This is a genomic window from Neisseria sp. 20925_1_37, from assembly GCF_041433255.1.
Lineage (GTDB): Bacteria > Pseudomonadota > Gammaproteobacteria > Burkholderiales > Neisseriaceae > Neisseria > Neisseria flavescens_D.
In genome coordinates this window covers 109,742-129,591 of the sequence record NZ_JAPWBC010000005.1, presented here as the reverse complement: position 1 = coordinate 129,591, position 19,850 = coordinate 109,742, and the positions used below count along the sequence as shown (strand labels likewise).

Sequence of the window (19,850 nt, the reverse complement as noted above, 5' to 3'; positions counted from 1 at the left end):
AAATTGAAATGCGACGACATCGTCGCTTTTGGGTTAAACGGCGGTACGGCGTGCCGCTTCTTCGTAGCTGATGCCTTCTTTAGCTGCCAAAGCCACAGCACGTTCGTGATGGCTCAGCGCATCAGGATTAGCCGCTTCGGCAAAATCGGCCGGCAGTCCGGAGGAAGCCATAGGAGTAGTCCCTTTGGTATAGTGGCCGCTTGGCAATACTTCCGGCAGGTTGCGCAAGAATTGGCGCAACGCTTCGCCAATGGTGCTGCCTTCGCCAAAATCGACGCTGGTATGTTCGGGGTATTCTGCGAAGTCCAATACCTGCACCACCAAATCCTTATCAGCGGGTTTCAGACGGCCTTCTTTTACCAAGGCTTCGGCAAATTCGGCATTCTGATCATGTTGACCTTCACGCAAGGCTTGGTTTTGCTCGTCTTGCAAGCGTTTCAGCTCTGCTTCCGCAGCGGCTGCCTTAGCTTCGGCTTGTTCACGGGCGGCTTTTTCGGCTGCCAGTTGTTCTTCGGGCGACATAGAGGTCTCCTTGTTTTCATGGGTTTGAGATTCGTTTGGGGTTACAGGGTCGGCAAATGCCGGTGTGGGCGGTTCGGGCTGCCAGTCTGCCAATTCTTCAATGTCGCGAATTTCCCAATCGGCAACGACTTTATCGGCGGTGGCCGCGTCGTACTGCTCAATCAGCCACTCACGCAGACGGCGGAAAATCGAGGCCGTGCGGCGGTGTGCATATTCGGAAAACTCGACATACTCATCGTCTTCAGCAAAATTAATGGCGGATAAACCTTTTACCGCAGGTGGTTGCGCACCGAGAAAACCGACATGGCGCAGATACCAAGAGCCTGGCTTCGGATTGCTCGGGCTGTCGGGCGGATAGAAACTGGCCGACACTTTTTTGTAGCGGCCGCTTTGTACAAGACTGACAAAATCATCGTCCATTTGCGCAAAATCGGCTGACAGCACACCACCATCGGCTTGCAGACTGCCCACCCAGCCATAGGCCGGAGCATCGGTCTTCGGATGGCCGATAACCAGTGGTGCTTCATGCAGCTTTGGATCATATGCAGCAGCTGCCTGAGCCACATCCGCATCGGTAATCGTCACTTTTCGGCCGTTATTGTCAGTACGCGTGCCGGATTTAAAAATTTCAAACAACTTTTTCACAAAAAAGCCCCATCGGATTGATGAGGCTATTTTGACAAAGGCCGTCTAAAACGGCTTTTAATGCGGTTTAAAACATGTTTTCCTCAAAATGCGCAAAAACGGCATTTTTAGCGAGTTTATGGCTCAGGGTAGGCAAACCCCCGACCAAGACGAGAAACGCAACATAAAAGCGGTCAGGATAAAACCTGACCGCCATTCCGTTTTATTACGAGACTTATCCAAACAAATCAGTCTGTCTTTTCGACCTTTCCGCATCTCCGACTGCTTTCACAATGCGATAGATTTGTTGAACAGTTAAATCAAATTTCTTACTTAACGCTGCATGATTCTTACCATTAAATTCCCGATATACCTGTTGGTCTCTTTCCGATACCTTGCCGATATGGTTCTTCGGAATATAAATCAATTGGCCTCCCCAGTTATCCGTAATGAATCTTGCCACCTTCTTACTTACCACCTTCGCCTGAGTTTTATCCAACATCGGCAGCTCAGAACATAAACAGGCAGACATTTGGTCTTCCAAATCGGTCACCAGTTCGGGTACGCGTTCATCAGCCACTTAGCACCTCCAGTTTTCTTTCCTCGCGTAACAACCATTGTTTCAAGTGTTCAATGACCTTCTGTGCATTATCAATATCAAGCCAGCCATGATAATCAACGCCGACCATACGCTTTACAAACCTGCCCAAAGCCAGCTCGGACGGATTTCTTACTGCACCGATACCGTGTAGCTCAAGCCATAACGCACGTATTTTTTTAATTTGGCCATCAACCGCAGGATGGGCAGGCCGGACTTTAATATCCGGCTTGTCACTTTTAGCCTGCGCTTTTGTCGTTACTACAAAACCACGCGCCTTCAGAGCCGTTACCACCAGTTCTAACTCATCGACCGACAACTTAGTGCTGCTCGTTTTCCCGCGCGAAATATTGGCCAATAGCGTACGGTACTCGCTATCGGCCATCATCAACTGCGTTTTACCGACGTGAATCAGACGGATTAAACGCTGTTTTTTCGCTTTTGCCGTTTCCATGCTAATCCTTTCTTTTCACATACTGAAACGCTGTTTCATATATTTAAATAAATCAATATATTATGCCTGATTCTACATTTGCCGGTAGTCATTTGGCAAATAAAAAAGGCCGTCTGAAAGTTTCAGACGGCCTTTTTTATAGCCTGGCTATGGATTGACTGCTTTTTTCAACGCCTTGCCCGGGCGGAATTTTGGCGTTTTACGGGCGGCAATGGTCAACGGCTCGCCGGTCTTAGGATTGCGGCCTTTGCGCTCGGCAGATTGGGCGGCGTGGAACGAACCGAAGCCGACCAACGTAATGTCTTTGCCGTCCTTCAGCGTCTGCGTTACCACGCTGACAAACGCATCGACAAATTCCGCTGCATCGCGTTTGCTCAATTCTGCCTCATCGGCGATGGCTTGGATTAATTCAGATTTATTCACTTTTTGACTCCTATTTAGATTTAAATGCGGCAGACCGTGCCGCGCGGTTCAGAAATTATTTTCTAGCCTTTCTTCTTTCTTCTTGTTTCATTTGTATAAATTCCACAGTTTCTGCTATTTTTTGAAATAAAATAAACATCATCTGCGCATCAGTCATCGGATTGTCGTATGTATCACCTGATGGTCTGATTTGAATGCTGCCGTTAGGCAGGTCTTCGATTTCAATAATAATTTTTGCCATTTTCACACCTTCGCCACATCCAAATTCATCAACTGATACTCCCCATCCTCGCCGCGCTGATACACCCGCACAAACGGCTTGCTAATATGCACCTGCAAACTGTCGGAGAGCGCATCCATCGCCCGTTGCCATTTTTCATCCGTAATTTGCAGGCGGCGCAGGCCGAGGACACGGGCGGTGCTGATGTTGCCTTCTTTATCCACTTGGAAGGCCGCGTTAATCAGTGTTTTCAATTCCGTGCGGCTACCTTCCGTCCATTCGTTGATACACTCATCAATCAAGGCTTTGGCGGCAATCAAACCTTCGTCAAATACCAACGTATCCTGCATGGCAAGGTTGACGCGGTATGCGCCGTCAAAGCTGTGCAGGCTGATATTGCCTTTCTTACCGCCGACATTCACGTCATAGCGGTCGGCACTCAACTGTACAAACGCAGCAATATCGTCCATCGCCTCGCGTTTGAAAGCGATTAAGTTATCCTGTACCGCGCGGGCTTTGGCGGCAATTTCCTGCACCAGCTCGTCGCGCAGCAGGTCGATTTCTTTAATATTGGCCAGCGGCACGAGATTGCCTTTGGCATCCTGTTTGTATTGTTTCATGTCTAAGTTACTCATAATGGTTCCTACGTCCTTCCAATTCCATTGATATTTGCTTCAATAAATCGTCATCAAATCCGTTGTTAGCGGAGAATTTTTCAAACTCTTCCCAGTATTCCGTCAGAAATTCGTTTATTAAGTCGGATTCCTGATTGTCAAAAAACGTACTCATTTGGCTATTTATTTCCCTTCTGCCTTTCGGCATAAATCCTTTTACATTCGTCCACCGACCGGTGGCGTTGCCCGTGTATCCAATCTCTATTCATGCAGGGTGCGTTTTTCAATCTGCCGACAATCTTTTTCAGTTCGGCGGCCTGCGCTTTGCCGTATTCCGTCGGGCGGTGCTTCTTTTCCAGCCTCGGCACCATCCTGACTTCGCCCGGTGGCAGGTGCTTGATAAGGTCGGCAGGGTTTGGCCACTCTGACGAGGACGCCGCGATAGCCCTAAAGGCTGCCTGTATCCTGATCCCGTCATGCTCCGGCTGCCACGACCGGCCGCTTAGTATGCCCAACCAAAGTTCGGCGACTGCCGTCAAATCCGCCGAGGCAGGGCGGCCTTTGAGGTTTAGGGCGGCGAGCATCATAAAACCCTGCGCGATTGCTTTTTTAAGCCAGCTATTGTTGTCCTCCATTTGACCACTCCATCAAATCGCCCAAACCGCTCCTCAATTTGGTACTTACCCCCTCTCCCGTGGGAGAGGGCAAAACCGCCGTTCCCGCCGTCTTTTCAGGCGACCAAAACGTGATGTTTTCCAACAAATAACCGTGGCTGGTCAGCGGCGGCGTCAACTTTCCCGCGTCCCGTGCCTCAAGGCATCGCGTTGCCGCCCAAATCCAAGCCTCGCGCGGGGCCGGGTAAGTTTTGCGGTTGCGGACAATCTTTCCGTCCCGTATCATCGGCGCAATCTCGCCGACGAGCTTTGAAACTCGGTTAAAACTTAAATCCTTTTCGGCGGGGCGAAACAGCGTCAGATACCGCAATACCGCCTTAAAAAGGTCGTCTGAAATGCCTGTCAGGGCAATCAGGGCTTCGCGGGCATCGTCATGGGCGATTAATACATCCAAGCTCATCACCGCACCACAGGTAGGGCAGCGTACTTTCATAGTGCCCCCTCCAAATCCTTACGGCTCAAACACCGCAATGCCGTCTGAACCACATCCTCAATTTCATCCGATAGCCGAGATGACACATACATCATCACAAACTTACCCGACACCGTTGTCAGCTCAGTGACAAGATGGCCGCCTTTTTCGCGCCATACCGACACTTTGATTTTGCTGTAATCCCTGTTCATTTTTCTTCTCCCGCGGACTCCAAAACCACGCCTGTTATTTTGTCTGTCTCGCTCATCCCGCCGTAAACTGCCTCCCAGTTTTTATCGGCTTCCAGAGCATCTCTTTGATCTGCCGTTGCCGCGACCGGCTGGCAGGCGGCAAGCATGGCGGTCAGTATCCATAACCCCCTCATTTGTACTGCCCCCTGTCATAGACGTTGATCTGCATAGGCTGTTTTTGGCGGCAAGGCTCGGTCAGCATTGCCTGTATGGCTACGACGATGGACAGCAGCACAATTACAATGGCAAATTCGATTTCATCTTTTTTCATGATTTCCCCTTTATTTTTCAGACTCTTCCGATTCGTTGATACCGGCCAGAACGGCTAACTCCACTATGTCCTGCCAAGTCAATACAAACCGCTTCCCAGTAGCTTTACTGACGATCATCGGCTCACATCCCACAGAGATTTCCATCGTGTATTCCATGCTGCCGACTTTCCCGGTAGCTACCTGTTTTCTAAGTGGGAGCAGCAAGTGATTGGGGTCAATAAATTTTCCGAATTTGTTATCCATCTCACACCCCCCGTACCACATCGCCGTCAACAAGTTCAAATCCCAATTCCGCCGCCTGATTCATCGCCGCAGCCACAAGATTATTGACGGCCAGAGGATAGAGCAGGCTGTTCTGTTCAATCCCTTTGCTCGTTCTGCTTTTCACAGTCAAACGTTCCGCTACTGCATCCACTGCACTTTGGTTCAAGATTTTTGAAACATCTGCACCGACCCGGGCAAACTTGTGTTTCAAATAACCTTCCAGTTTGCCGTCAGTCAGAGGCAGGAGGGTAACCACCTCGCAGCGTTGCACCACCTCGCGCACCGCAGGATTGTTTTCGCTGAGTTTTTGCGCCAACTCCGTTTGACCGATCAAGACAATCCCGAGCAGGCGTTCAAACCCGTTTTTCAGCTCGAAAAAGCGTTTCAGGTGTTTCAGGGTCGGCAGAGGCAGGCCATGAGCCTCTTCAATCAGCAGCAGGTGCTTGTTACCGGCTTTTGCGCTTTCAGTCAGAGCGCGATGGATTTGGCGGAAACGAGCCTCCGGACTGCGTTTCGGGCTTGTTCCGGGCGCAACCGCCTCCAAAATTGCCTCAGCGATATGTACCGCTTTGAGTGTCTTGCCCTTTTGGTCGTTGTCTTCCATTGCCAGCACATAAGGCTCAATCAACACAATCTGACGGCCTTCGCGGTTGATACGGTCTTGCAGGTCTTCGCGCAGTGTAGATTTACCCGCGCCGCTTTCACCGACCACTGCCACAAAACCGCCATGACAGGCCGTCTGAAACATTGCCTCACGTACATAACGCACATCTGACGTCATATACACATCGTCTGCCGACTGGATTTCATCGTTGAACGGGTCGCGGAATAATCCAAAATGCTGTTTTGCGGCTTGGTTCAGGGTTGCTTTTCGTAGTAACATCTCATTGTCCTTGTCTTCGTAAGTTGCTTGGGCAGGTGCGGTTTCCGGCTCGTTTCTCAGGCTCGCTGGGATTTCCGCACCATTCTTTTCAAAAAATTGTTTCAATTTCCTTCGCAGCTCGGCTGCGTTTTTTTTCGGCCATTGCCCGTGATTGACTACCGCTACCAGCATTGGCTTGCTGCATCCGATTTCGGCTGCGGCGGCGGCATAGGATTTGCCGATTTGCTTAAACGTTGTCTTCATTTCCGGCAGCCTTTCCGATTTCGACCGAAAAATCACTCAGTGCCGCCAGTGCGTCCGCATCTAAAAAACTCGCGCCGTAATTCACTTTCGGCAGGAAAAAGTCGTTTAAAGCACGTGCAGATTCAGCCAGCTTTTTCAAATTTTCATACTCATGTTTAGAGATAGTTATTGCTTCCATTTTTAATCCTCTACAAATGCGACGACGTCGTCGCATTTGCCTAGCCCGTTTTATGTAATTTCAGACGGCCTGCCGTTTTCAGCTTGTCAAAAACCGCTTCCAACTGACTGGCGGCCACACCGCCTGGGTAGTGTTTGGTAATGAGCGCAACAGCCTGTTTCCAGTCGCCACCTTCGGCTTCGATACGCGGCTTCAACAGCTTCGCTATTTCCACCTTGCTCAATACCTGCTCGGCGACTTCCATCCGGTTGTATTCCATCTGCTGGCCGCCACGATCCAAATAGAGCGTATTGCGTGTAGCGAGCGTATCTTCTTGGTGCTTGAATGGATCTATAGATCCACCGAACGGTACAGCCTTGCCTTTTCGATTGGCTGCGGCCTGTTCCAGCGTTTCCGCACCCATAGCCATCTTGTCGAGTTCCTTCGCATGTTGCTGGGTAGCAGTATTGCCCGGTGCCTTGTACTCCTCACCGATGACTGCCGAATCGGCTCTGAAGCCCATATCGTCAAACACCACTTCCGGCACAGCCACCCATGTTTCGCGGCCGTCTGCATCAAACGTTGCTACTCGCGCTCCGTTCTCTTCCCAAGGGTTTTTGGCTACTAAAACCTTCTGCCCAACCAATATGCCCTGAATGGCTTTCACACTGTAGAAACGACCGCCGAAGCGTATTTCTAAATCAGCCGATACCTTGGCTTCTTTTGGCGCACTGATTGCCAGCTCTCGGCAATATTCCGCAGGAGGCGGCAGGATCAGCTGCTCCGGTTTGATTTTGTTCCACGCCTGATAGCGGGTCATACCGTGACGGCTGTGAATCTGTGTACCGTTGTAGTAACGCATCCAACGCTCTGCCAGGGCATTCAGTTGGTCGATATCGTGCACCTCGGTAAAGCGCAAACCGCTTTCAAATGACGTTTCCACAATGTCATTGGCTTTCTCTACCTGACCTTTGGCACGGGGGTTGCCGGGTTTATTGATCTGCACATGCACATCAAGCGACTTGCACAGTGTTTTAAAAGCAGACGACGTATTCGCACTTCCCGGGTCAAGCATGACCATGCGCGGCACACCGCGTATCGGATCCTTATGTACATCCTCCTTGGCTTGCATCATGAAGATGAAGAAATCGCACAAGTTCGCACTCGTCTCGCCACCGAAGTAGTACCGGGCGACAATCGTTCCACTGGCATGGTCGGTGCCGGTGTAACGCCACACGCGGTCTTGCTCAATCTTCACAACATTTTTAGGTTTGTTCTTGTAGAATTCCTCTTCTTTCATCACCCTAAGTCCCGTATCCTTGCCGTGTCGCGGCAAGTAATACAAAACACACAAACTAGGGTCGATTTGCCAGCAATGATTCGGATGTTCAGATTTCATACGGCTGACAGGATCAGGCTGAAGTAATTGGTCGGGATGTAGCTTGTACTCTCGTAAAGCCCGGGTAATGGTGTTTTCAGAAAGAGGACTTACTTCCCCCGTTTCCTCATCAATCCGCGCCGCCTCGATTTTGCCGTTGGCTCGCAGCATCTCCACTGCTTGCTTGACCGACATCAACCGCTTGCCGTTGCGCCTCATGGCCTCCACCAGTACAGCCGAAATCAGTTTGGCTTCTTCCAGCTTCAGTTCCGTTTTACCGGCATCGCTTCGCCGTTTTCGGCTCGGCTTAACACTCACAGACTCCAATTTCCGATAGAGCGTAGCGAGCGATACCCCTAAATCCTGTGCCGACCGTTTCAGATACTCCGACCGTTCTCCCCGTCCAAGCAAAGCGGCTTGAGCCTCGATTTCAGTCAGTCTTTCTACCAATCCGGCGTTCATGATTTACTCTCCCAACCACTCCGGCGTCTCATCTTGAGGGGCTTCCATCGGTAGATCGTAGCTCTCGCGGATGATGTTGCAATCCAAAATAATCTGATTCAACGCCCCGACCATTTTTGCCTGATGACTAATCCCGTGCGCCTCACTGTGCGCATTAAGTTGGTCGAACAAATCTTTCAGACGGCTCACTTGACTGCGGATACCGACCTCAAGGCTTGATAACTGCATCGTCAATTCACTGCCCACATCTTCCGCCTTCGGCTCTCTTACACCGGCTTGCTTCTTAGCCAGCTTTTCCGCCAGCTCATCGACCTTTTTGTTTTTGTCGGCGATGACTTTGTCTTTCGCTTCGGCGGTTTCACGGCTTTCGCGCAAGGCGGCGCGCAATTCGTTGCGTGTCATACGGTCGATGTCGTCCAATGTGTGGCCGTTGATGTCGCCGCCTTCTGCCAGTTCGATGAGTGAATCGTCATCTTCAACTAAAAGTTCGAGCAGCTTGGATTTGCCTAAATCCATCAATTTGGGTTGGGCTGCTTTCATTTTCGGATCGATAAAACGCAGCGTCGCATTCATCAAGCGTTGGGCTTCGCGTTTATGCAGACCAAACTCTTTTTCAGTAATCTCCGCAAACCGGCCATGCGGTGTATGCTCTTTAATGATGATGAGTGCGCGGCCCAGCTCAAACATACCTTCCATGGTTTGGCGTACCGCAAAACGTCCGCGTTCAATCCAAACCGCTTCGTTGTAGGCTTCGCCGCCGGAATACTTCTCCATTACCGCCATACTGTGGATGGCCAGCTCGTTTGGCGTTGCGCCGACTGTGTGTCCCAATACTTCTGTTGCCATTTTTCTCTCCGTCAAATGCGACGCCAGCGTCGCATTTAATAAATTCGTTGTTCAAGTTCCTGCAAGCGTGCTTTCAGGCGTTCGTGTTGCTGGCGGAATCCTTCCGCAATCTGCAAGGTCTTCACGCTGTAAGCAAAATTGCCGTTATCCAGCTTTACCACCAAGCCCTCGGCAATCAGGTCATCCAAATCACGGCTTACCTGCGTGGGTGAGAGGCCGAGGCCGTCTGAAATTTCTTTGTTACTGATACCGATAATCGGGTGGGCTTCCAAGGCTTTAAAAACCCGCAGCAGTCGGATGCCTTTGGTACTCATCACGCGCTCCGTTTCTCTGCTTCCGATTTGGCCTTTATTCCCAGCTCCACTGCGATTTCATGCGCTTTGCCGCGATTGGCTTTAATCGTGCCGTTTAAAATCCGCGACACATATGTCGGGTCGTACCCCCGCTCGTCGCACCAAGATTTGATGGTTTCGCCTCGTTTGCGGAAACCTTCCTTCACTTTTTCTGCATTCACGGAATATCTCCTATTTCCATCTCGTGATAGAATGTTGAATATTTAAAGATTTAAACAATCTTGCTTAAATGTTGGATAAATATTAACTGGATTATTTCCATAATGCAAGATTATTTCTAGGATATTTTTCGAGATTAATTCTATGAGTTTGATTTTTACTGGAAATATTCGCAAGTTGATAAGCGAAAAAGACCTGACAATTGCAGAATTTGCTGAAGCGATTAATGAAAAACTGTCGCGTGTGAATGATGTTTTAAGCGGAAAACAACGTCCGCCATTTGATATGGTAGAAAAAATCCTGACAACTTTTGATATTGACGCAAATTGGTTGATTACAGGAAAGAATAGTTCTTCTAAAAATCCAGATGAGCAAAAGAATTATTCCGAAGAACATGAATACGACTACGTCCCGATGTTTGATGTTGAGGTGTCTGCAGGCAACGGTGCAGCCGCCTATGGCGCAACCGAACCGGCCATGCACTTGGCGTTCCGCAAAGACTGGCTCAAATCACGCGGCCTGTTTGCAAAAGACCTCAACTGCGTGGTGGCACGCGGCGACAGCATGGAGCCGACCATCAACAGCAAAGACACGCTATTGGTCGACACCAGTAAAAACAACCCGCGCGACGGCCAAATTTATGTGATTCGTTCCGGCGACACGCTGTGGGTGAAGCGCATCCAAAAACAGATTGGCGGCAGCCTGCTGCTGATTTCGGACAACGAAACCTATCCGCCGATGTCATTGATGTTGGCAGACCACCCCGATATTCAGGTCATCGGACAAGTGATCCAAATCTCAAAAGACCTGAGCTAACAAAGGAAAACAACTTATGAAGAAAAAAATTTTTGCGGCATTACTGCCTGTTTTATGTCTATTGATGCCGCATCAGGCTGTTGCTGCAGCCAAATGCAAAGATTTCCCGACACATCAAGCCGCGCAAAAGTATTATTTGGCCAAGAAGCCGGGCTGGAAAAGTTTAGATCGTGATGGCGATGGGAAAGCCTGCGACTGCAACCCCGGCGGCAACGGTAAGAAATGTCCGAAAAAGCATAAGAAATAAACCAATCAGACCAAGGGAAACTCATGAAGAAAATCTTACTTACACTATCGGTTTTAGTTGCATTATCTGCGTGTGGCGGCCAAGCTGAAGAACAACCGGCATCTGCCCAACCTCAAGAGCAGGCACAATCCGAATTAAAAACCATGCCGGTAAGCTATACCGACTATCAATCAGCAGCCAATAAAGGGCTTGCCGACCAAAAAACCGGTCTGACCCTTCCCGAACATGTTGTCCCTACCGACAATGCGGAAGGGAGGAATCTGCTGCATGACTTTTCAGACGGCCTCACATTAACCGTTGATACCGATAAAGCCGACAAAATTACTGCCGTCCGAGTAGTTTGGAATACAGATGCAGTGCCTCAAAAAGCGGAAAAACTGTCCAAAGCCGCCTCAGCCTTGATTGCGGCAACCGCCCCGGAAGACCGCACACTGCTGCGTGATACCGGCGACCAAATCAAAATGGCGATTGACAGCCATAATGCGCAAAAAGACCCAACCCAAGAATGGGTGCGTGGTGGGATTGCTTATAAAGTCACTGTTACCAATTTACCGAGCGTGGTTTTGACGGCAAAGCCTGAGTAAATTGAATGACGTCTAATAACTTCAGATAGCTGTGATAAAAACAGGAAGAAAAATATGGAAAACTTACAATACAAACGTTTTGCTGATGTAAATCTGAACGACCCTTTTTTCGACTCTTTGAAATCATCTTATCGTGAATTTTCAGATTGGTTTCGAAGAAAAGCAGGAGAATATGCTTATGTGTTTTATGGTGACCGTGGTCTGATTGATGGTTTTCTATATTTGAAAGCAGAACCCCAAGTTATTGATGATTGTATTCCGGTATTATCCACCAACTTTAGTCGTGGCTGGTTGAAAGTAGGGACGCTCAAAATCAATGCCCACGGAACTAAACTTGGGGAGCGTTTTATCAAAAAAATCTTCGACTATGCGATTACATACGGGTTCAATGATATTTATGTTACTGTCTTTTCTGAACATGTCTCTTTAATTGCATTGTTTGAACGATATGGTTTTTGGAGAGAGGCCGAAAAGGTAACAGCAAATGGAACGGAACTGGTTTTGACTCGACGCTTCAACTTCAAATATGACGGTGTGGAAAACACCAATAAAAACTATCCTCTTGTGAATTTTAGGGGGGATACTACTTATCAACCTCAGATTTATTTACTGTCAATCTACCCTGAATGGCACACACGATTACTTCCGGATTCAATCCTGAGAAACGAAGATACTTCTATCGTACAGGATGTTTCTCCAACAAACAGTATCCATAAAGTATATTTGACGGCAATGAGTGGGATTGACCATTTAAAGCGAGGGGACATTTTGTTTATTTATCGAACTGGCGATAATGCTGGCCCTGCTTATTATCGCGCCTTAGTAAGTTCGGTATGTGTCGTTGAAGAATATCGGCATATCGATTCGTTTGGAAGTTATCATGAATTTGAGAGATACTGCGCTCCTTATAGCGTTTTCTCTCAAGAAGAGTTACAACGATTTTGGCAGGTAAGAAAGTATCCGCATATATTGAGATTCTCGTATAATATTGCCTTACCCAAGCGAATCATAAGAAAAGATTTACTTGAGCAGGTTGGTCTAAGTGAAGGTGCATATTTTGGTTTTATGCCACTTACCCACCAACAGGCATATCATATTTTGAGATTAGGTCAAGTCAATGAAAGTTTTGTTATCTATTAAACCCGAGTATGCCGAGAAAATTCTTAATGGCGAGAAAAAATTTGAATTTCGTCGGGTTTTACCTAAAAACAAAGCAGTTAAAAAAGTAGTGATATATGCCACTTTACCTATAGGAAAAGTAGTTGGTGAGTTTGAAATTGCAGAATTAATATCAGAGTCTCCTATCCGCTTATGGGAAAGAACGGCAGAGTTTTCCGGCATCAGTGCCGATTTCTTTGAAGCTTATTTTGAAGGTAAAGACATTGCACATGCCATTAAAGTAGGCAAAGTAAAGAAATATAATCGACAAAAAGATTTGGCAGATATTTTGCCAAACGGTATTGCGCCTCAATCCTTTTGTTACATTTAAGTTTTAACCCCCTTTAAAAGCCCATTCAAACGACCTTTCCTAAAATCCCTGTATTGATTTCAACCTCAATACAGGGATTTTTTATGTCCACCAAATTCAATCAATTCATTGAGCGCGTCCTCTCACACGAGGGTGGCTATGTCAATCATCCCAAAGACCCTGGCGGCGAAACCAACTGGGGCATTACCAAGCGTACCGCACAGGCAAACGGCTACAACGGCTCCATGCGTGCTATGACGCGCGAACAGGCGATCGGCATTTACCGTCAAGCATTTTGGGAACGCTATCACGCCGATCAAATGCCGGAAGCGGTTGCATTCCAATTCTTCGATGCCTGCATCAATCACGGTCATGGCAATGCTGCCCGTATGCTGCAACGCGCCGCAGGCGTGCCGGACGACGGCGTTATCGGAGCAGTCAGCCTCAAAGCCATCAATTCACTTCCTGAAAATGACCTCCTGCTCCGTTTCAATGCCGAACGTTTGGTGTTTTATACCAAGCTCGGCACGTTCACATCATTTGGCAAAGGCTGGATTCGCCGCGTGGCACAAAACCTGATTCATGCGTCTGCAGATAACACCGATTAAAGGGAGACAAACCATGTCAAAAAAGTCACTCATCGCCCTAATGACCGCAGCCATGCTGCCCGATTTCAGCCACAGCGACCTGGGCATTCGCTACGCCATGCCGACTCAGGGATGTTGGACGCAAGCCCACCGCAAGAGCGGGGTAGCCGCCGCGAAACGCGCAGCCAAAAAAAAGCGTCGCAAATAACCGCCTTTTTCAAATGGTTGGGCGGATTGGTATCTAATCCGGCCTCAGGGAAAATCAGCCATACCAAACTATGGGCAAACGTGGCAGCCGCTTCTATGACCTATAAGTTCTCGCAAACAGCGGATGCGCCGGAATGGCTCTGGTGGGCTTATGGTGCATTGGTCGGCGGGTATGCATTAATCAAACGCGGCATCGCGGCGATTCCGCAAGTCGCTGAAATCCATAAAGGAAAAGACGATGTGGAAAACGCTTAACCCTATTTGGCAGACCTTGATTCTGATTTTGCTGATAGCAGGTGCAGTACCAACGATTTATTTCTGCGGCTATAAGTCCTCGGCAAAGAAGGCGGAAGCTGAAAAAGCCGAAATCATTGCTACTTATCAGGCTTCAGCCTTGGTCGCCGAGCAGCTCTATACCGAAAAGCTCAAAGCGGCTAATGAAGAAAAACAGCGTTGGTTTGATTTCGCACAAGCACAAAGTCGCGATTTGGCAACCGCCTATCAGCAAATCGGCCGCCAAGCGGCTCAATTGGAGAAGCAGATTGATGAAACTGTACAAAAAGACGGCAACCGTTTTAACGGCCTTGGCACTAACAGCGTGCAACTCTACAACCGTGCCCTCGGCCACGATTAAAACCGTTACCGTTGCGGAAATCCCCCCCGTCTCTTCCGAGCTGCTGCTCGTTCACGAACGCCCCGAGCGTCTGAGTGGCGGCTCTCCCGAACAACTTTTAAACCACGCCGTCCGCTATGGCGAATACTGCCAAAAACTGGAAAAACAAATTTCTGGCTGGCAGACATGGTACAAGAAAGGCCGTCTGAAAAATGACTGATTTTGCCGACCGCGCATCCGAACGCGAAGCCATCTTTCTCGCAGCATCCCTGGCAAAGCATCAACCGCCGTCTGAAACCACCGCCAGCCTCAGTCATTGTGAAGATTGCGGTGCGCCGATACCAAAAGCAAGACAACAGGCAGTCAAAGGCTGTACGCGCTGCGTTGTCTGCCAAGAATATTTTGAACACGGATGGCCTTAAAAATGGAAAAAACCTTTATTCACATCGAGTTTTGGCAACTTGTCGGCTTTTTACTCTCATTCCTCGGCATCTGTTTCACCTTCGGCAAAATGCTGCTGGCTCAATTCCGCGAGCAGCAGGACGAACGCCAAAAACAGCAGGAACGCCTACAGGGGAAAGTCGAAATCATGGAAAACAAACTGGCGGAATTCAATGCCGGCCTGCCGCTCACATACGTCCTGCGCGAAGACTACATCCGTAATCAAGTCGTCCTCGAAGCCAAACTCGACAACGTCGCAGAAAAACTCACTGAAATCTATAAAATGGAAAGCGTAAAAAAATGATTAGCCAGGAACTGATCGCCAAACAACGGCGCGAGGGTATGCGTTGGAACATTATCAACACCCTTAATAAAGCCCGACCGCACACAACAAGCGAAACCTTCTTGTTGGACATCATGAACGCGATTTACCCGCAAACCACCGCACTGGAGCTGCGCCAACAACTTGATTATCTGGCTGACCGCAAAATGGTAGACCTCAATAAAGCCCCGCACGGCCTGTGGTTTGCCGACTTGACCAGTTTAGGTGTCGATATTGCCGAATATACGGTGGAGTGCCGTGCCGGTATTGCGCGGCCTGAGAAAGTATGGAGCTAGGCATGGCACAACGCAGCAGCATTGAAAAACTCCCCGAAGCCGTCCGACATGAATTTGAACGGAAGCTGGTAGAAAACGGTTTTTCAGACTACCAAGCCATTGCCGAATGGCTGCAAGACCAAGGCTATGAAATCAGCCGCTCAGCCGCCCATCGCTACGGCCAAAAAGTGCAACGTCGTTTTGCTGCCATCAAATCCAGCACCGAAGCCGCGCGACTGATTGCCGAAGGCGCAGCCGATGAAGGCGATACCCGTAGCGAAGCCCTGATGGCCATGCTGCAAACCGAACTGTTCGACGCATTGGTAGCCATAGGCGAGATGGACAGCGAAGAATTAAACGCGCTCGACCGTTTCGGCGTGATGGCCGAGGGTGCGAAGAAAATTAGCGGTCTGATTTCCGCCAGCACACGCCTGAAAGAGTATCAGGCCAAGGTCAAAGCCAAAGTACAGGCGGCCGCCGAAGATGTAGCCAAGCAGGCCAAGAAAGGTGGCTTGTCTGAAGAATCGGTCGAGGCCATCCGCAAGCATATTTTAGGGATTGCATCATGACGCCGTCTGAAATCCGAAATACCCGCCCATCAGAAGACCGTACCCCTACGGTCTTATTGCCGTATCAGCAGGCTTGGTGCGCCGACCAGTCGCCTGTGAAGCTGTGCGAAAAATCGCGCCGTATCGGTTTGAGCTGGGGAGAAGCTGCCGATACCGCCTTGCTGGCCGCATCCGCTAAAGGCATGGACGCATGGTACATCGGCTATAACAAAGACATGGCCTTGGAGTTTATCCGCGACTGTGCAGGCTGGGCGAAGCATTACCAGCTGGCGGCAGGCGAAATCGAAGAAACCGAGGAAGTGTTTGTCGAAGGCGACGACCGCCAGGCCGTGTTAGCCTTCGTTATCCGCTTTGCTTCCGGCTTTCGCATTACCGCCTTATCCAGCCGGCCGTCCAACCTACGCGGTAAACAAGGCCGCGTGATTATTGATGAGGCGGCGTTCCACGAGCAGCTCGGCGAATTGCTTAAAGCGGCAATGGCCTTGCTGATGTGGGGCGGCCAGGTGCATATCATCTCTACGCATGACGGCGTAGACAACCCGTTCAACGAGTTGATTAACGATGTGCGTGCAGGGAAAAAACCTTATTCCGTCCACCGCATTACCTTTGACGAAGCGGTCGAACAAGGCTTGTACCGCCGCATCTGTCTGCGTTTGGGCAAGGATTGGACACCCCAAGGCGAAGCCTCGTGGTGTAAGGAAATCCGCGATTTCTACGGCGAAGATGCCAGCGAAGAGTTGGACTGTATCCCGAAAAACGGCGGCGGCAAATGGCTGAACCGTGCCTTAATCGAAAGCCGTATGACCCCATACACGCCGGTTATCCGCTACGACCAGACCGACGACTTCGGCCTGCTGCCCGAACCGCGCCGTGCTGCCGAAGTAGCAGACTGGATAGCCGATACCCTGCAGCTGCTGCTTGACGGTTTGGACAAAACCCTCGTTTCTTTTGTAGGCGAAGACTTTGCCCGCTCGGGCGACCGCACCGTGATTGTGCCGCTCTTACAAAGCAAAGACCTGATTTTAAAACCGCCGTTTGTTTTGGAGCTGGGCAATATGCCGTTTGCCCAGCAGGAGCAAATTATGCAGCACCTGTTGGCCAAGCTACCCAATCTGCGCGGCGCGGCTTTGGATGCGCGAGGCAACGGTCAATCTTTGGCCGAAGCCATGCGCGATGCGTTCGGCGCAGAAGTGGTGGAAGCCGTGATGCTGTCGGAAAACTGGTACCGCACCCATACCGCTCCGTTCAAAGCCGCCCTCGAAGACGGCACACTCGACGGCCTGCCGCGAGATGAAGACATCCTCACCGATTTACGTGCGTTCGAATTAGTCAAAGGCGTGCCTCGTATTCCGGACACCCGAACCAAAGGTCAAGACGGCAAAAAACGCCACGGCGACGCAGCGATTGCCTTTGTCCTTGCCCATTACGCCAGCCGCGAACTCAATGCCGGACCGGTACGCGTGGCCAGCCGCCGCGTGCGCCGAATTAGCAGAACAACGCATGGCTTTTAGGCCGTCTGAAAAGAGAATCCCATGAAAAAACCGCATTTCAAACTCAAAACCAATCATGGCAACATCACCTTCAAACCCGATGACCTGACCGGCCATATCGCCGTCTCACATCAATTTTTAGGCGGTTTCGGCGGTTGGTTGCCTAATCCTGACCCGATTTTGCGCAAGATGGGCAAGCAAATCCATGTTTACCGCGAATTGTTGCGCGACGAGCTGGTCGGCAGCTTCGTGCGCCGCCGCAAAACCGCTGTGGCACGGCTGGATTGGAAACTCAGCGGCGATGAAGTCGAAGATCGTGTGTTGGATTTTGTCGAAAATTGGCTGGCCGCTGATGTCGATGTTTATAAGATCTGCAAAGACATCATGAATGCCGCATTTTTCGGCTATCAGCCTATCGAAATTATCTGGCAAAAAGGCAGTCAATGGCTGCCGTCTGAAATTGTGGCCAAGCCGCAGGAATGGTTCGGATTCAATGATGAGCGTGAGTTGGTTTTTACCGAAAACGGCTTGAGCCAAGAGCCGCTACCGCCTTATAAATTTCTGTGTCCGCGCCATGATGACGACTATCTTAACCCTTATGGCCTAGGTGATTTGGGTTTGGTGTTTTGGCTGGTAACTTTCAAACGCGGCGGCATGAAATTTTGGGTAAGTTTCACCGAAAAATACGGCGCACCTTGGCTTATTGGCAAAGAGCCTCGCTCCAATACCCATAGCGACACCGAAAAGCTGCTCGACGCATTAGAAGCCTTAATAAGCAATTCGGTCGGCACGATTCCGAATGATTCCAGTGTCGAAATCCACGAAGCCAGCGGCAAGTCATCATCAGTAGATGCATTCGACAAGCTGCTGAAAGAGTGCAAGTCCGGCATTAACATTGCCTTGCTTGGCCAAGACCAAACCACCGACAAAGAAACCAACCATGCCAGTGCCAGCGCGGGCTTGGAAATTGCCGACGATATCCGTGACGGCGACCGCCGTATTGTTGAAGCGGCGTTTAAAGAATTGATTGAATGGGTGGTGGAACTGAATTTCGGCGATGTGGCTTGTCCGAAATTCGAGCTGTTTGAAAACGAGGAGGCAGGCACGAAAGAGCGTGCCGAGCGCGACAGTATGCTGTCCGGCGCGGGTGTGAAATTCACTCCTCAATATTGGAAACGCACTTACGGTTTGGAAGACGGCGATATCGTTGAAGAAGATGCCATTATCCCGACCGCTGCTGACTTTGCCGAAGGTGGGGATGGCACAGAAACCGATGCAGGCTTGATTTTAGATACGCTTGCGCCCAATGCAGACCATCTGAACCAACAAGGCCGCGACCTGACTGCCTTATTGGTGCAGGATTTGCAGCGCGGCGAAACCGAAGACAATATTCTCGACCGCTTGGCCGAGCAGTTCCCGAATATGGATGACACCGCCTTGCAAAACGAGCTGGCGCGTGTGATTTTCCTGTCCGGTTTGGTCGGCCGCACTGAAGCGGCGCAGGAGATGAGCTGATGAATCCGGAAGACATCAAGGCAATTTTCGGCCTAGAGCCGGAAGCAGCGGTCGAATATTTGAAGCAGAAAGGTGTGGCCGTTTCGTGGGACTGGCAGGACATGCTGGACGATGCCCACGCCACCGCCTTTACCGTGGCCAAAACCGCTGGCATGGACGTGGCCAACGACATTTATCACGCAGTCGTCAAAGCTGCAGAGACCGGCCAAACACTGGAGCAGTTTCAGAAAACACTTACACCGGTATTGCAAAGCAAAGGTTGGTGGGGACGCACCCAAGCAACCAATCCGGACACCGGCGAAGCCCAAACTGTTCAGCTCGGTAGCCCGCACCGCCTGAAAACCATCTATCTGACCAATATGCAGTCAGCCTACATGGCTGGACGCTACGCTGAAATGATGGATTCTGTCGACACCCACCCGTATTGGCAATACGTCGCTATAAACGACAGCCGCACCCGTGACAGCCACCGTAGAATGCACGGCCGTGTCTATGCAGCAGCCGACCCGGTTTGGGACACCATGTATCCGCCGTTAGATTTCCGCTGCCGCTGCCGCGTGCGTCCATTATCACGCGCCGCAGGCGAAAGCCGTGCCTTACCCAGTCCGACACTTGAGACTCAAACCGTCGACATCGGTAGCAACGAATACACCGGAGAAGCCCGCTACGCCCAACGCACCGGCTTGCGGATTGACGGAAAGTTTGTCGCCCCTAGCGCAGGCTTCAATGCCAACCAAGGAAAAGCCATGCTCTCGCGAATGGCTTCCGTAGCCGTCCAGAAAGCACAATCCGTTCATCCCGATATTGCACGCGTAGCCTTAAAAACCATGATGACCAACAGCAAATTCAAATCCTCATTATCTGCTGTCGATTTGGCATGGGTATTAAAATTAATCAAAGGTTAGAT

The 19,850-nt window shown here is 50.1% G+C and carries 35 protein-coding genes; 17 read left to right on the top strand and 18 right to left on the bottom strand.

Annotated elements, in window-relative coordinates:
* Positions 1-33 precede the first annotated feature (33 nt).
* The 18 genes from O3661_RS05810 to O3661_RS05725 form a co-directional block, all read right to left on the bottom strand.
* A complete protein-coding gene (locus O3661_RS05810) occupies positions 34-1,167 on the bottom strand; it encodes a 2-oxoacid:acceptor oxidoreductase (protein WP_070646938.1) in 1,134 nt (377 codons plus the stop codon).
* Between the two features lie 214 nt (positions 1,168-1,381).
* The gene (locus O3661_RS05805) at positions 1,382-1,726 is read right to left on the bottom strand and encodes a Mor transcription activator family protein (protein ID WP_079453739.1); all 345 of its coding nucleotides are present in this window, start codon (positions 1,724-1,726) and stop codon (positions 1,382-1,384) included.
* Positions 1,719-2,198, bottom strand: a complete 480-nt coding sequence (locus tag O3661_RS05800; RefSeq protein WP_049322384.1) for a gp16 family protein — start codon at positions 2,196-2,198, stop codon at positions 1,719-1,721. The genes O3661_RS05805 and O3661_RS05800 overlap by 8 nt, the downstream gene beginning before the upstream one ends.
* Positions 2,199-2,345: 147 nt before the next feature.
* Positions 2,346-2,654, bottom strand: coding sequence for an HU family DNA-binding protein (locus O3661_RS05795; protein WP_160311363.1), 309 nt, complete (start codon positions 2,652-2,654; stop codon positions 2,346-2,348).
* Positions 2,655-2,676: 22 nt separating this feature from the next.
* Positions 2,677-2,862 (bottom strand): hypothetical protein, encoded by a 186-nt coding sequence (locus tag O3661_RS05790; RefSeq protein ID WP_049332783.1) that lies wholly within the window; start codon positions 2,860-2,862, stop codon positions 2,677-2,679.
* A 2-nt stretch (positions 2,863-2,864) separates the two neighbouring features.
* The gene (locus O3661_RS05785; protein WP_049332780.1) at positions 2,865-3,476 is read right to left on the bottom strand and encodes a DUF3164 family protein; all 612 of its coding nucleotides are present in this window, start codon (positions 3,474-3,476) and stop codon (positions 2,865-2,867) included.
* Positions 3,477-3,634: 158 nt separating this feature from the next.
* Positions 3,635-4,090: a hypothetical protein gene (locus O3661_RS05780; RefSeq protein WP_049332776.1), complete on the bottom strand. Its 456-nt coding sequence runs from the start codon at positions 4,088-4,090 to the stop codon at positions 3,635-3,637.
* Positions 4,074-4,562 carry a hypothetical protein gene (locus tag O3661_RS05775; RefSeq protein WP_049332774.1) on the bottom strand — a complete coding sequence of 163 codons (489 nt, stop codon included), beginning with the start codon at positions 4,560-4,562 and terminating at the stop codon, positions 4,074-4,076. Before O3661_RS05775 ends, O3661_RS05780 begins: the two co-directional genes overlap by 17 nt.
* The gene (locus tag O3661_RS05770; RefSeq protein ID WP_371492616.1) at positions 4,559-4,753 is read right to left on the bottom strand and encodes a hypothetical protein; all 195 of its coding nucleotides are present in this window, start codon (positions 4,751-4,753) and stop codon (positions 4,559-4,561) included. Before O3661_RS05770 ends, O3661_RS05775 begins: the two co-directional genes overlap by 4 nt.
* Positions 4,750-4,926 (bottom strand): hypothetical protein, encoded by a 177-nt coding sequence (locus tag O3661_RS05765; RefSeq protein WP_160311362.1) that lies wholly within the window; start codon positions 4,924-4,926, stop codon positions 4,750-4,752. The genes O3661_RS05770 and O3661_RS05765 overlap by 4 nt, the downstream gene beginning before the upstream one ends.
* Positions 4,923-5,063, bottom strand: coding sequence for a hypothetical protein (locus O3661_RS05760; protein WP_160311361.1), 141 nt, complete (start codon positions 5,061-5,063; stop codon positions 4,923-4,925). Before O3661_RS05760 ends, O3661_RS05765 begins: the two co-directional genes overlap by 4 nt.
* 10 nt (positions 5,064-5,073) lie before the next feature.
* Entirely contained in the window at positions 5,074-5,307 is a 234-nt protein-coding gene (locus O3661_RS05755) for a hypothetical protein (RefSeq protein ID WP_049332770.1), read from the bottom strand.
* A 1-nt stretch (position 5,308) separates the two neighbouring features.
* On the bottom strand, positions 5,309-6,454 hold the full coding sequence (locus tag O3661_RS05750) for an ExeA family protein (RefSeq protein WP_371492614.1): 1,146 nt from the start codon (positions 6,452-6,454) through the stop codon (positions 5,309-5,311).
* Positions 6,438-6,632: a hypothetical protein gene (locus O3661_RS05745; protein WP_070646923.1), complete on the bottom strand. Its 195-nt coding sequence runs from the start codon at positions 6,630-6,632 to the stop codon at positions 6,438-6,440. The genes O3661_RS05750 and O3661_RS05745 overlap by 17 nt, the downstream gene beginning before the upstream one ends.
* A gap of 40 nt (positions 6,633-6,672) precedes the next feature.
* Complete coding sequence (locus tag O3661_RS05740; RefSeq protein WP_141756556.1) at positions 6,673-8,451, bottom strand: DDE-type integrase/transposase/recombinase; 1,779 nt, start codon at positions 8,449-8,451, stop codon at positions 6,673-6,675.
* 3 nt (positions 8,452-8,454) lie between these two features.
* Entirely contained in the window at positions 8,455-9,297 is an 843-nt protein-coding gene (locus O3661_RS05735; RefSeq protein WP_070822345.1) for a hypothetical protein, read from the bottom strand.
* 35 nt (positions 9,298-9,332) lie between these two features.
* Complete coding sequence (locus tag O3661_RS05730) at positions 9,333-9,611, bottom strand: winged helix-turn-helix transcriptional regulator (protein ID WP_070822344.1); 279 nt, start codon at positions 9,609-9,611, stop codon at positions 9,333-9,335.
* Positions 9,611-9,811: a DNA-binding protein gene (locus O3661_RS05725; protein ID WP_070822343.1), complete on the bottom strand. Its 201-nt coding sequence runs from the start codon at positions 9,809-9,811 to the stop codon at positions 9,611-9,613. Before O3661_RS05725 ends, O3661_RS05730 begins: the two co-directional genes overlap by 1 nt.
* A 142-nt stretch (positions 9,812-9,953) precedes the next feature.
* On the opposite strand from O3661_RS05725, the gene O3661_RS05720 reads away from it, so the two are divergent.
* The 17 genes from O3661_RS05720 to O3661_RS05640 all read left to right on the top strand — a co-directional run bounded on the left by O3661_RS05720 (position 9,954) and on the right by O3661_RS05640 (position 19,848).
* Complete coding sequence (locus tag O3661_RS05720; protein ID WP_371492612.1) at positions 9,954-10,625, top strand: helix-turn-helix transcriptional regulator; 672 nt, start codon at positions 9,954-9,956, stop codon at positions 10,623-10,625.
* A gap of 16 nt (positions 10,626-10,641) precedes the next feature.
* A complete protein-coding gene (locus O3661_RS05715) occupies positions 10,642-10,872 on the top strand; it encodes an excalibur calcium-binding domain-containing protein (RefSeq protein WP_079454253.1) in 231 nt (76 codons plus the stop codon).
* A 23-nt stretch (positions 10,873-10,895) separates the two neighbouring features.
* Positions 10,896-11,456: a hypothetical protein gene (locus tag O3661_RS05710; protein WP_371492611.1), complete on the top strand. Its 561-nt coding sequence runs from the start codon at positions 10,896-10,898 to the stop codon at positions 11,454-11,456.
* A 54-nt stretch (positions 11,457-11,510) separates the two neighbouring features.
* On the top strand, positions 11,511-12,596 hold the full coding sequence (locus O3661_RS05705) for a hypothetical protein (RefSeq protein ID WP_049332763.1): 1,086 nt from the start codon (positions 11,511-11,513) through the stop codon (positions 12,594-12,596).
* The gene (locus O3661_RS05700) at positions 12,574-12,945 is read left to right on the top strand and encodes an ASCH domain-containing protein (protein WP_049332761.1); all 372 of its coding nucleotides are present in this window, start codon (positions 12,574-12,576) and stop codon (positions 12,943-12,945) included. Before O3661_RS05705 ends, O3661_RS05700 begins: the two co-directional genes overlap by 23 nt.
* Before the next feature lie 83 nt (positions 12,946-13,028).
* Positions 13,029-13,532: a glycoside hydrolase family 108 protein gene (locus tag O3661_RS05695; protein WP_049322369.1), complete on the top strand. Its 504-nt coding sequence runs from the start codon at positions 13,029-13,031 to the stop codon at positions 13,530-13,532.
* Between the two features lie 13 nt (positions 13,533-13,545).
* Positions 13,546-13,719: a hypothetical protein gene (locus O3661_RS05690; protein ID WP_049322420.1), complete on the top strand. Its 174-nt coding sequence runs from the start codon at positions 13,546-13,548 to the stop codon at positions 13,717-13,719.
* Positions 13,644-13,973 (top strand): hypothetical protein, encoded by a 330-nt coding sequence (locus O3661_RS05685; RefSeq protein WP_371492609.1) that lies wholly within the window; start codon positions 13,644-13,646, stop codon positions 13,971-13,973. The genes O3661_RS05690 and O3661_RS05685 overlap by 76 nt, the downstream gene beginning before the upstream one ends.
* Positions 13,957-14,352 (top strand): hypothetical protein, encoded by a 396-nt coding sequence (locus tag O3661_RS05680; protein WP_070646916.1) that lies wholly within the window; start codon positions 13,957-13,959, stop codon positions 14,350-14,352. The genes O3661_RS05685 and O3661_RS05680 overlap by 17 nt, the downstream gene beginning before the upstream one ends.
* Positions 14,333-14,551 (top strand): hypothetical protein, encoded by a 219-nt coding sequence (locus O3661_RS05675; protein WP_049322366.1) that lies wholly within the window; start codon positions 14,333-14,335, stop codon positions 14,549-14,551. The genes O3661_RS05680 and O3661_RS05675 overlap by 20 nt, the downstream gene beginning before the upstream one ends.
* Entirely contained in the window at positions 14,544-14,753 is a 210-nt protein-coding gene (locus O3661_RS05670) for a TraR/DksA family transcriptional regulator (RefSeq protein WP_049332755.1), read from the top strand. The genes O3661_RS05675 and O3661_RS05670 overlap by 8 nt, the downstream gene beginning before the upstream one ends.
* Positions 14,754-14,755: 2 nt before the next feature.
* The gene (locus O3661_RS05665) at positions 14,756-15,076 is read left to right on the top strand and encodes a hypothetical protein (RefSeq protein WP_013448349.1); all 321 of its coding nucleotides are present in this window, start codon (positions 14,756-14,758) and stop codon (positions 15,074-15,076) included.
* A complete protein-coding gene (locus O3661_RS05660; protein ID WP_049322364.1) occupies positions 15,073-15,390 on the top strand; it encodes a hypothetical protein in 318 nt (105 codons plus the stop codon). Before O3661_RS05665 ends, O3661_RS05660 begins: the two co-directional genes overlap by 4 nt.
* A gap of 2 nt (positions 15,391-15,392) precedes the next feature.
* Positions 15,393-15,938: a DUF3486 family protein gene (locus O3661_RS05655; RefSeq protein ID WP_049322363.1), complete on the top strand. Its 546-nt coding sequence runs from the start codon at positions 15,393-15,395 to the stop codon at positions 15,936-15,938.
* Positions 15,935-17,449: a terminase large subunit domain-containing protein gene (locus O3661_RS05650; RefSeq protein ID WP_049332751.1), complete on the top strand. Its 1,515-nt coding sequence runs from the start codon at positions 15,935-15,937 to the stop codon at positions 17,447-17,449. Before O3661_RS05655 ends, O3661_RS05650 begins: the two co-directional genes overlap by 4 nt.
* A 21-nt stretch (positions 17,450-17,470) precedes the next feature.
* The gene (locus O3661_RS05645; protein WP_371492607.1) at positions 17,471-18,943 is read left to right on the top strand and encodes a DUF935 domain-containing protein; all 1,473 of its coding nucleotides are present in this window, start codon (positions 17,471-17,473) and stop codon (positions 18,941-18,943) included.
* The gene (locus O3661_RS05640; RefSeq protein ID WP_371492605.1) at positions 18,943-19,848 is read left to right on the top strand and encodes a phage minor head protein; all 906 of its coding nucleotides are present in this window, start codon (positions 18,943-18,945) and stop codon (positions 19,846-19,848) included. The genes O3661_RS05645 and O3661_RS05640 overlap by 1 nt, the downstream gene beginning before the upstream one ends.
* Positions 19,849-19,850 lie beyond the last annotated feature (2 nt).

What these genes read in the sequence shown, in the direction of transcription:
- O3661_RS05690 (WP_049322420.1), top strand. Translation starts at nt 13,546, where the DNA reads ATGTCAAAAAAGTCACTCATCGCCCTAATGACCGCAGCCATGCTGCCC.
- O3661_RS05645 (WP_371492607.1), top strand. Translation starts at nt 17,471, where the DNA reads ATGAAAAAACCGCATTTCAAACTCAAAACCAATCATGGCAACATCACC.
- O3661_RS05745 (WP_070646923.1), bottom strand. Translation starts at nt 6,632, where the DNA reads ATGGAAGCAATAACTATCTCTAAACATGAGTATGAAAATTTGAAAAAG.
- O3661_RS05755 (WP_049332770.1), bottom strand. Translation starts at nt 5,307, where the DNA reads ATGGATAACAAATTCGGAAAATTTATTGACCCCAATCACTTGCTGCTC.
- O3661_RS05710 (WP_371492611.1), top strand. Translation starts at nt 10,896, where the DNA reads ATGAAGAAAATCTTACTTACACTATCGGTTTTAGTTGCATTATCTGCG.
- O3661_RS05790 (WP_049332783.1), bottom strand. Translation starts at nt 2,862, where the DNA reads ATGGCAAAAATTATTATTGAAATCGAAGACCTGCCTAACGGCAGCATT.
- O3661_RS05655 (WP_049322363.1), top strand. Translation starts at nt 15,393, where the DNA reads ATGGCACAACGCAGCAGCATTGAAAAACTCCCCGAAGCCGTCCGACAT.
- O3661_RS05770 (WP_371492616.1), bottom strand. Translation starts at nt 4,753, where the DNA reads ATGAACAGGGATTACAGCAAAATCAAAGTGTCGGTATGGCGCGAAAAA.
- O3661_RS05670 (WP_049332755.1), top strand. Translation starts at nt 14,544, where the DNA reads ATGACTGATTTTGCCGACCGCGCATCCGAACGCGAAGCCATCTTTCTC.
- O3661_RS05715 (WP_079454253.1), top strand. Translation starts at nt 10,642, where the DNA reads ATGAAGAAAAAAATTTTTGCGGCATTACTGCCTGTTTTATGTCTATTG.
- O3661_RS05750 (WP_371492614.1), bottom strand. Translation starts at nt 6,454, where the DNA reads ATGAAGACAACGTTTAAGCAAATCGGCAAATCCTATGCCGCCGCCGCA.
- O3661_RS05705 (WP_049332763.1), top strand. Translation starts at nt 11,511, where the DNA reads ATGGAAAACTTACAATACAAACGTTTTGCTGATGTAAATCTGAACGAC.
- O3661_RS05650 (WP_049332751.1), top strand. Translation starts at nt 15,935, where the DNA reads ATGACGCCGTCTGAAATCCGAAATACCCGCCCATCAGAAGACCGTACC.
- O3661_RS05640 (WP_371492605.1), top strand. Translation starts at nt 18,943, where the DNA reads ATGAATCCGGAAGACATCAAGGCAATTTTCGGCCTAGAGCCGGAAGCA.
- O3661_RS05720 (WP_371492612.1), top strand. Translation starts at nt 9,954, where the DNA reads ATGAGTTTGATTTTTACTGGAAATATTCGCAAGTTGATAAGCGAAAAA.
- O3661_RS05665 (WP_013448349.1), top strand. Translation starts at nt 14,756, where the DNA reads ATGGAAAAAACCTTTATTCACATCGAGTTTTGGCAACTTGTCGGCTTT.
- O3661_RS05685 (WP_371492609.1), top strand. Translation starts at nt 13,644, where the DNA reads ATGTTGGACGCAAGCCCACCGCAAGAGCGGGGTAGCCGCCGCGAAACG.
- O3661_RS05695 (WP_049322369.1), top strand. Translation starts at nt 13,029, where the DNA reads ATGTCCACCAAATTCAATCAATTCATTGAGCGCGTCCTCTCACACGAG.
- O3661_RS05780 (WP_049332776.1), bottom strand. Translation starts at nt 4,090, where the DNA reads ATGGAGGACAACAATAGCTGGCTTAAAAAAGCAATCGCGCAGGGTTTT.
- O3661_RS05660 (WP_049322364.1), top strand. Translation starts at nt 15,073, where the DNA reads ATGATTAGCCAGGAACTGATCGCCAAACAACGGCGCGAGGGTATGCGT.
- O3661_RS05740 (WP_141756556.1), bottom strand. Translation starts at nt 8,451, where the DNA reads ATGAACGCCGGATTGGTAGAAAGACTGACTGAAATCGAGGCTCAAGCC.
- O3661_RS05800 (WP_049322384.1), bottom strand. Translation starts at nt 2,198, where the DNA reads ATGGAAACGGCAAAAGCGAAAAAACAGCGTTTAATCCGTCTGATTCAC.
- O3661_RS05760 (WP_160311361.1), bottom strand. Translation starts at nt 5,063, where the DNA reads ATGAAAAAAGATGAAATCGAATTTGCCATTGTAATTGTGCTGCTGTCC.
- O3661_RS05765 (WP_160311362.1), bottom strand. Translation starts at nt 4,926, where the DNA reads ATGAGGGGGTTATGGATACTGACCGCCATGCTTGCCGCCTGCCAGCCG.
- O3661_RS05680 (WP_070646916.1), top strand. Translation starts at nt 13,957, where the DNA reads ATGTGGAAAACGCTTAACCCTATTTGGCAGACCTTGATTCTGATTTTG.
- O3661_RS05735 (WP_070822345.1), bottom strand. Translation starts at nt 9,297, where the DNA reads ATGGCAACAGAAGTATTGGGACACACAGTCGGCGCAACGCCAAACGAG.
- O3661_RS05730 (WP_070822344.1), bottom strand. Translation starts at nt 9,611, where the DNA reads ATGAGTACCAAAGGCATCCGACTGCTGCGGGTTTTTAAAGCCTTGGAA.
- O3661_RS05785 (WP_049332780.1), bottom strand. Translation starts at nt 3,476, where the DNA reads ATGAGTAACTTAGACATGAAACAATACAAACAGGATGCCAAAGGCAAT.
- O3661_RS05775 (WP_049332774.1), bottom strand. Translation starts at nt 4,562, where the DNA reads ATGAAAGTACGCTGCCCTACCTGTGGTGCGGTGATGAGCTTGGATGTA.
- O3661_RS05700 (WP_049332761.1), top strand. Translation starts at nt 12,574, where the DNA reads ATGAAAGTTTTGTTATCTATTAAACCCGAGTATGCCGAGAAAATTCTT.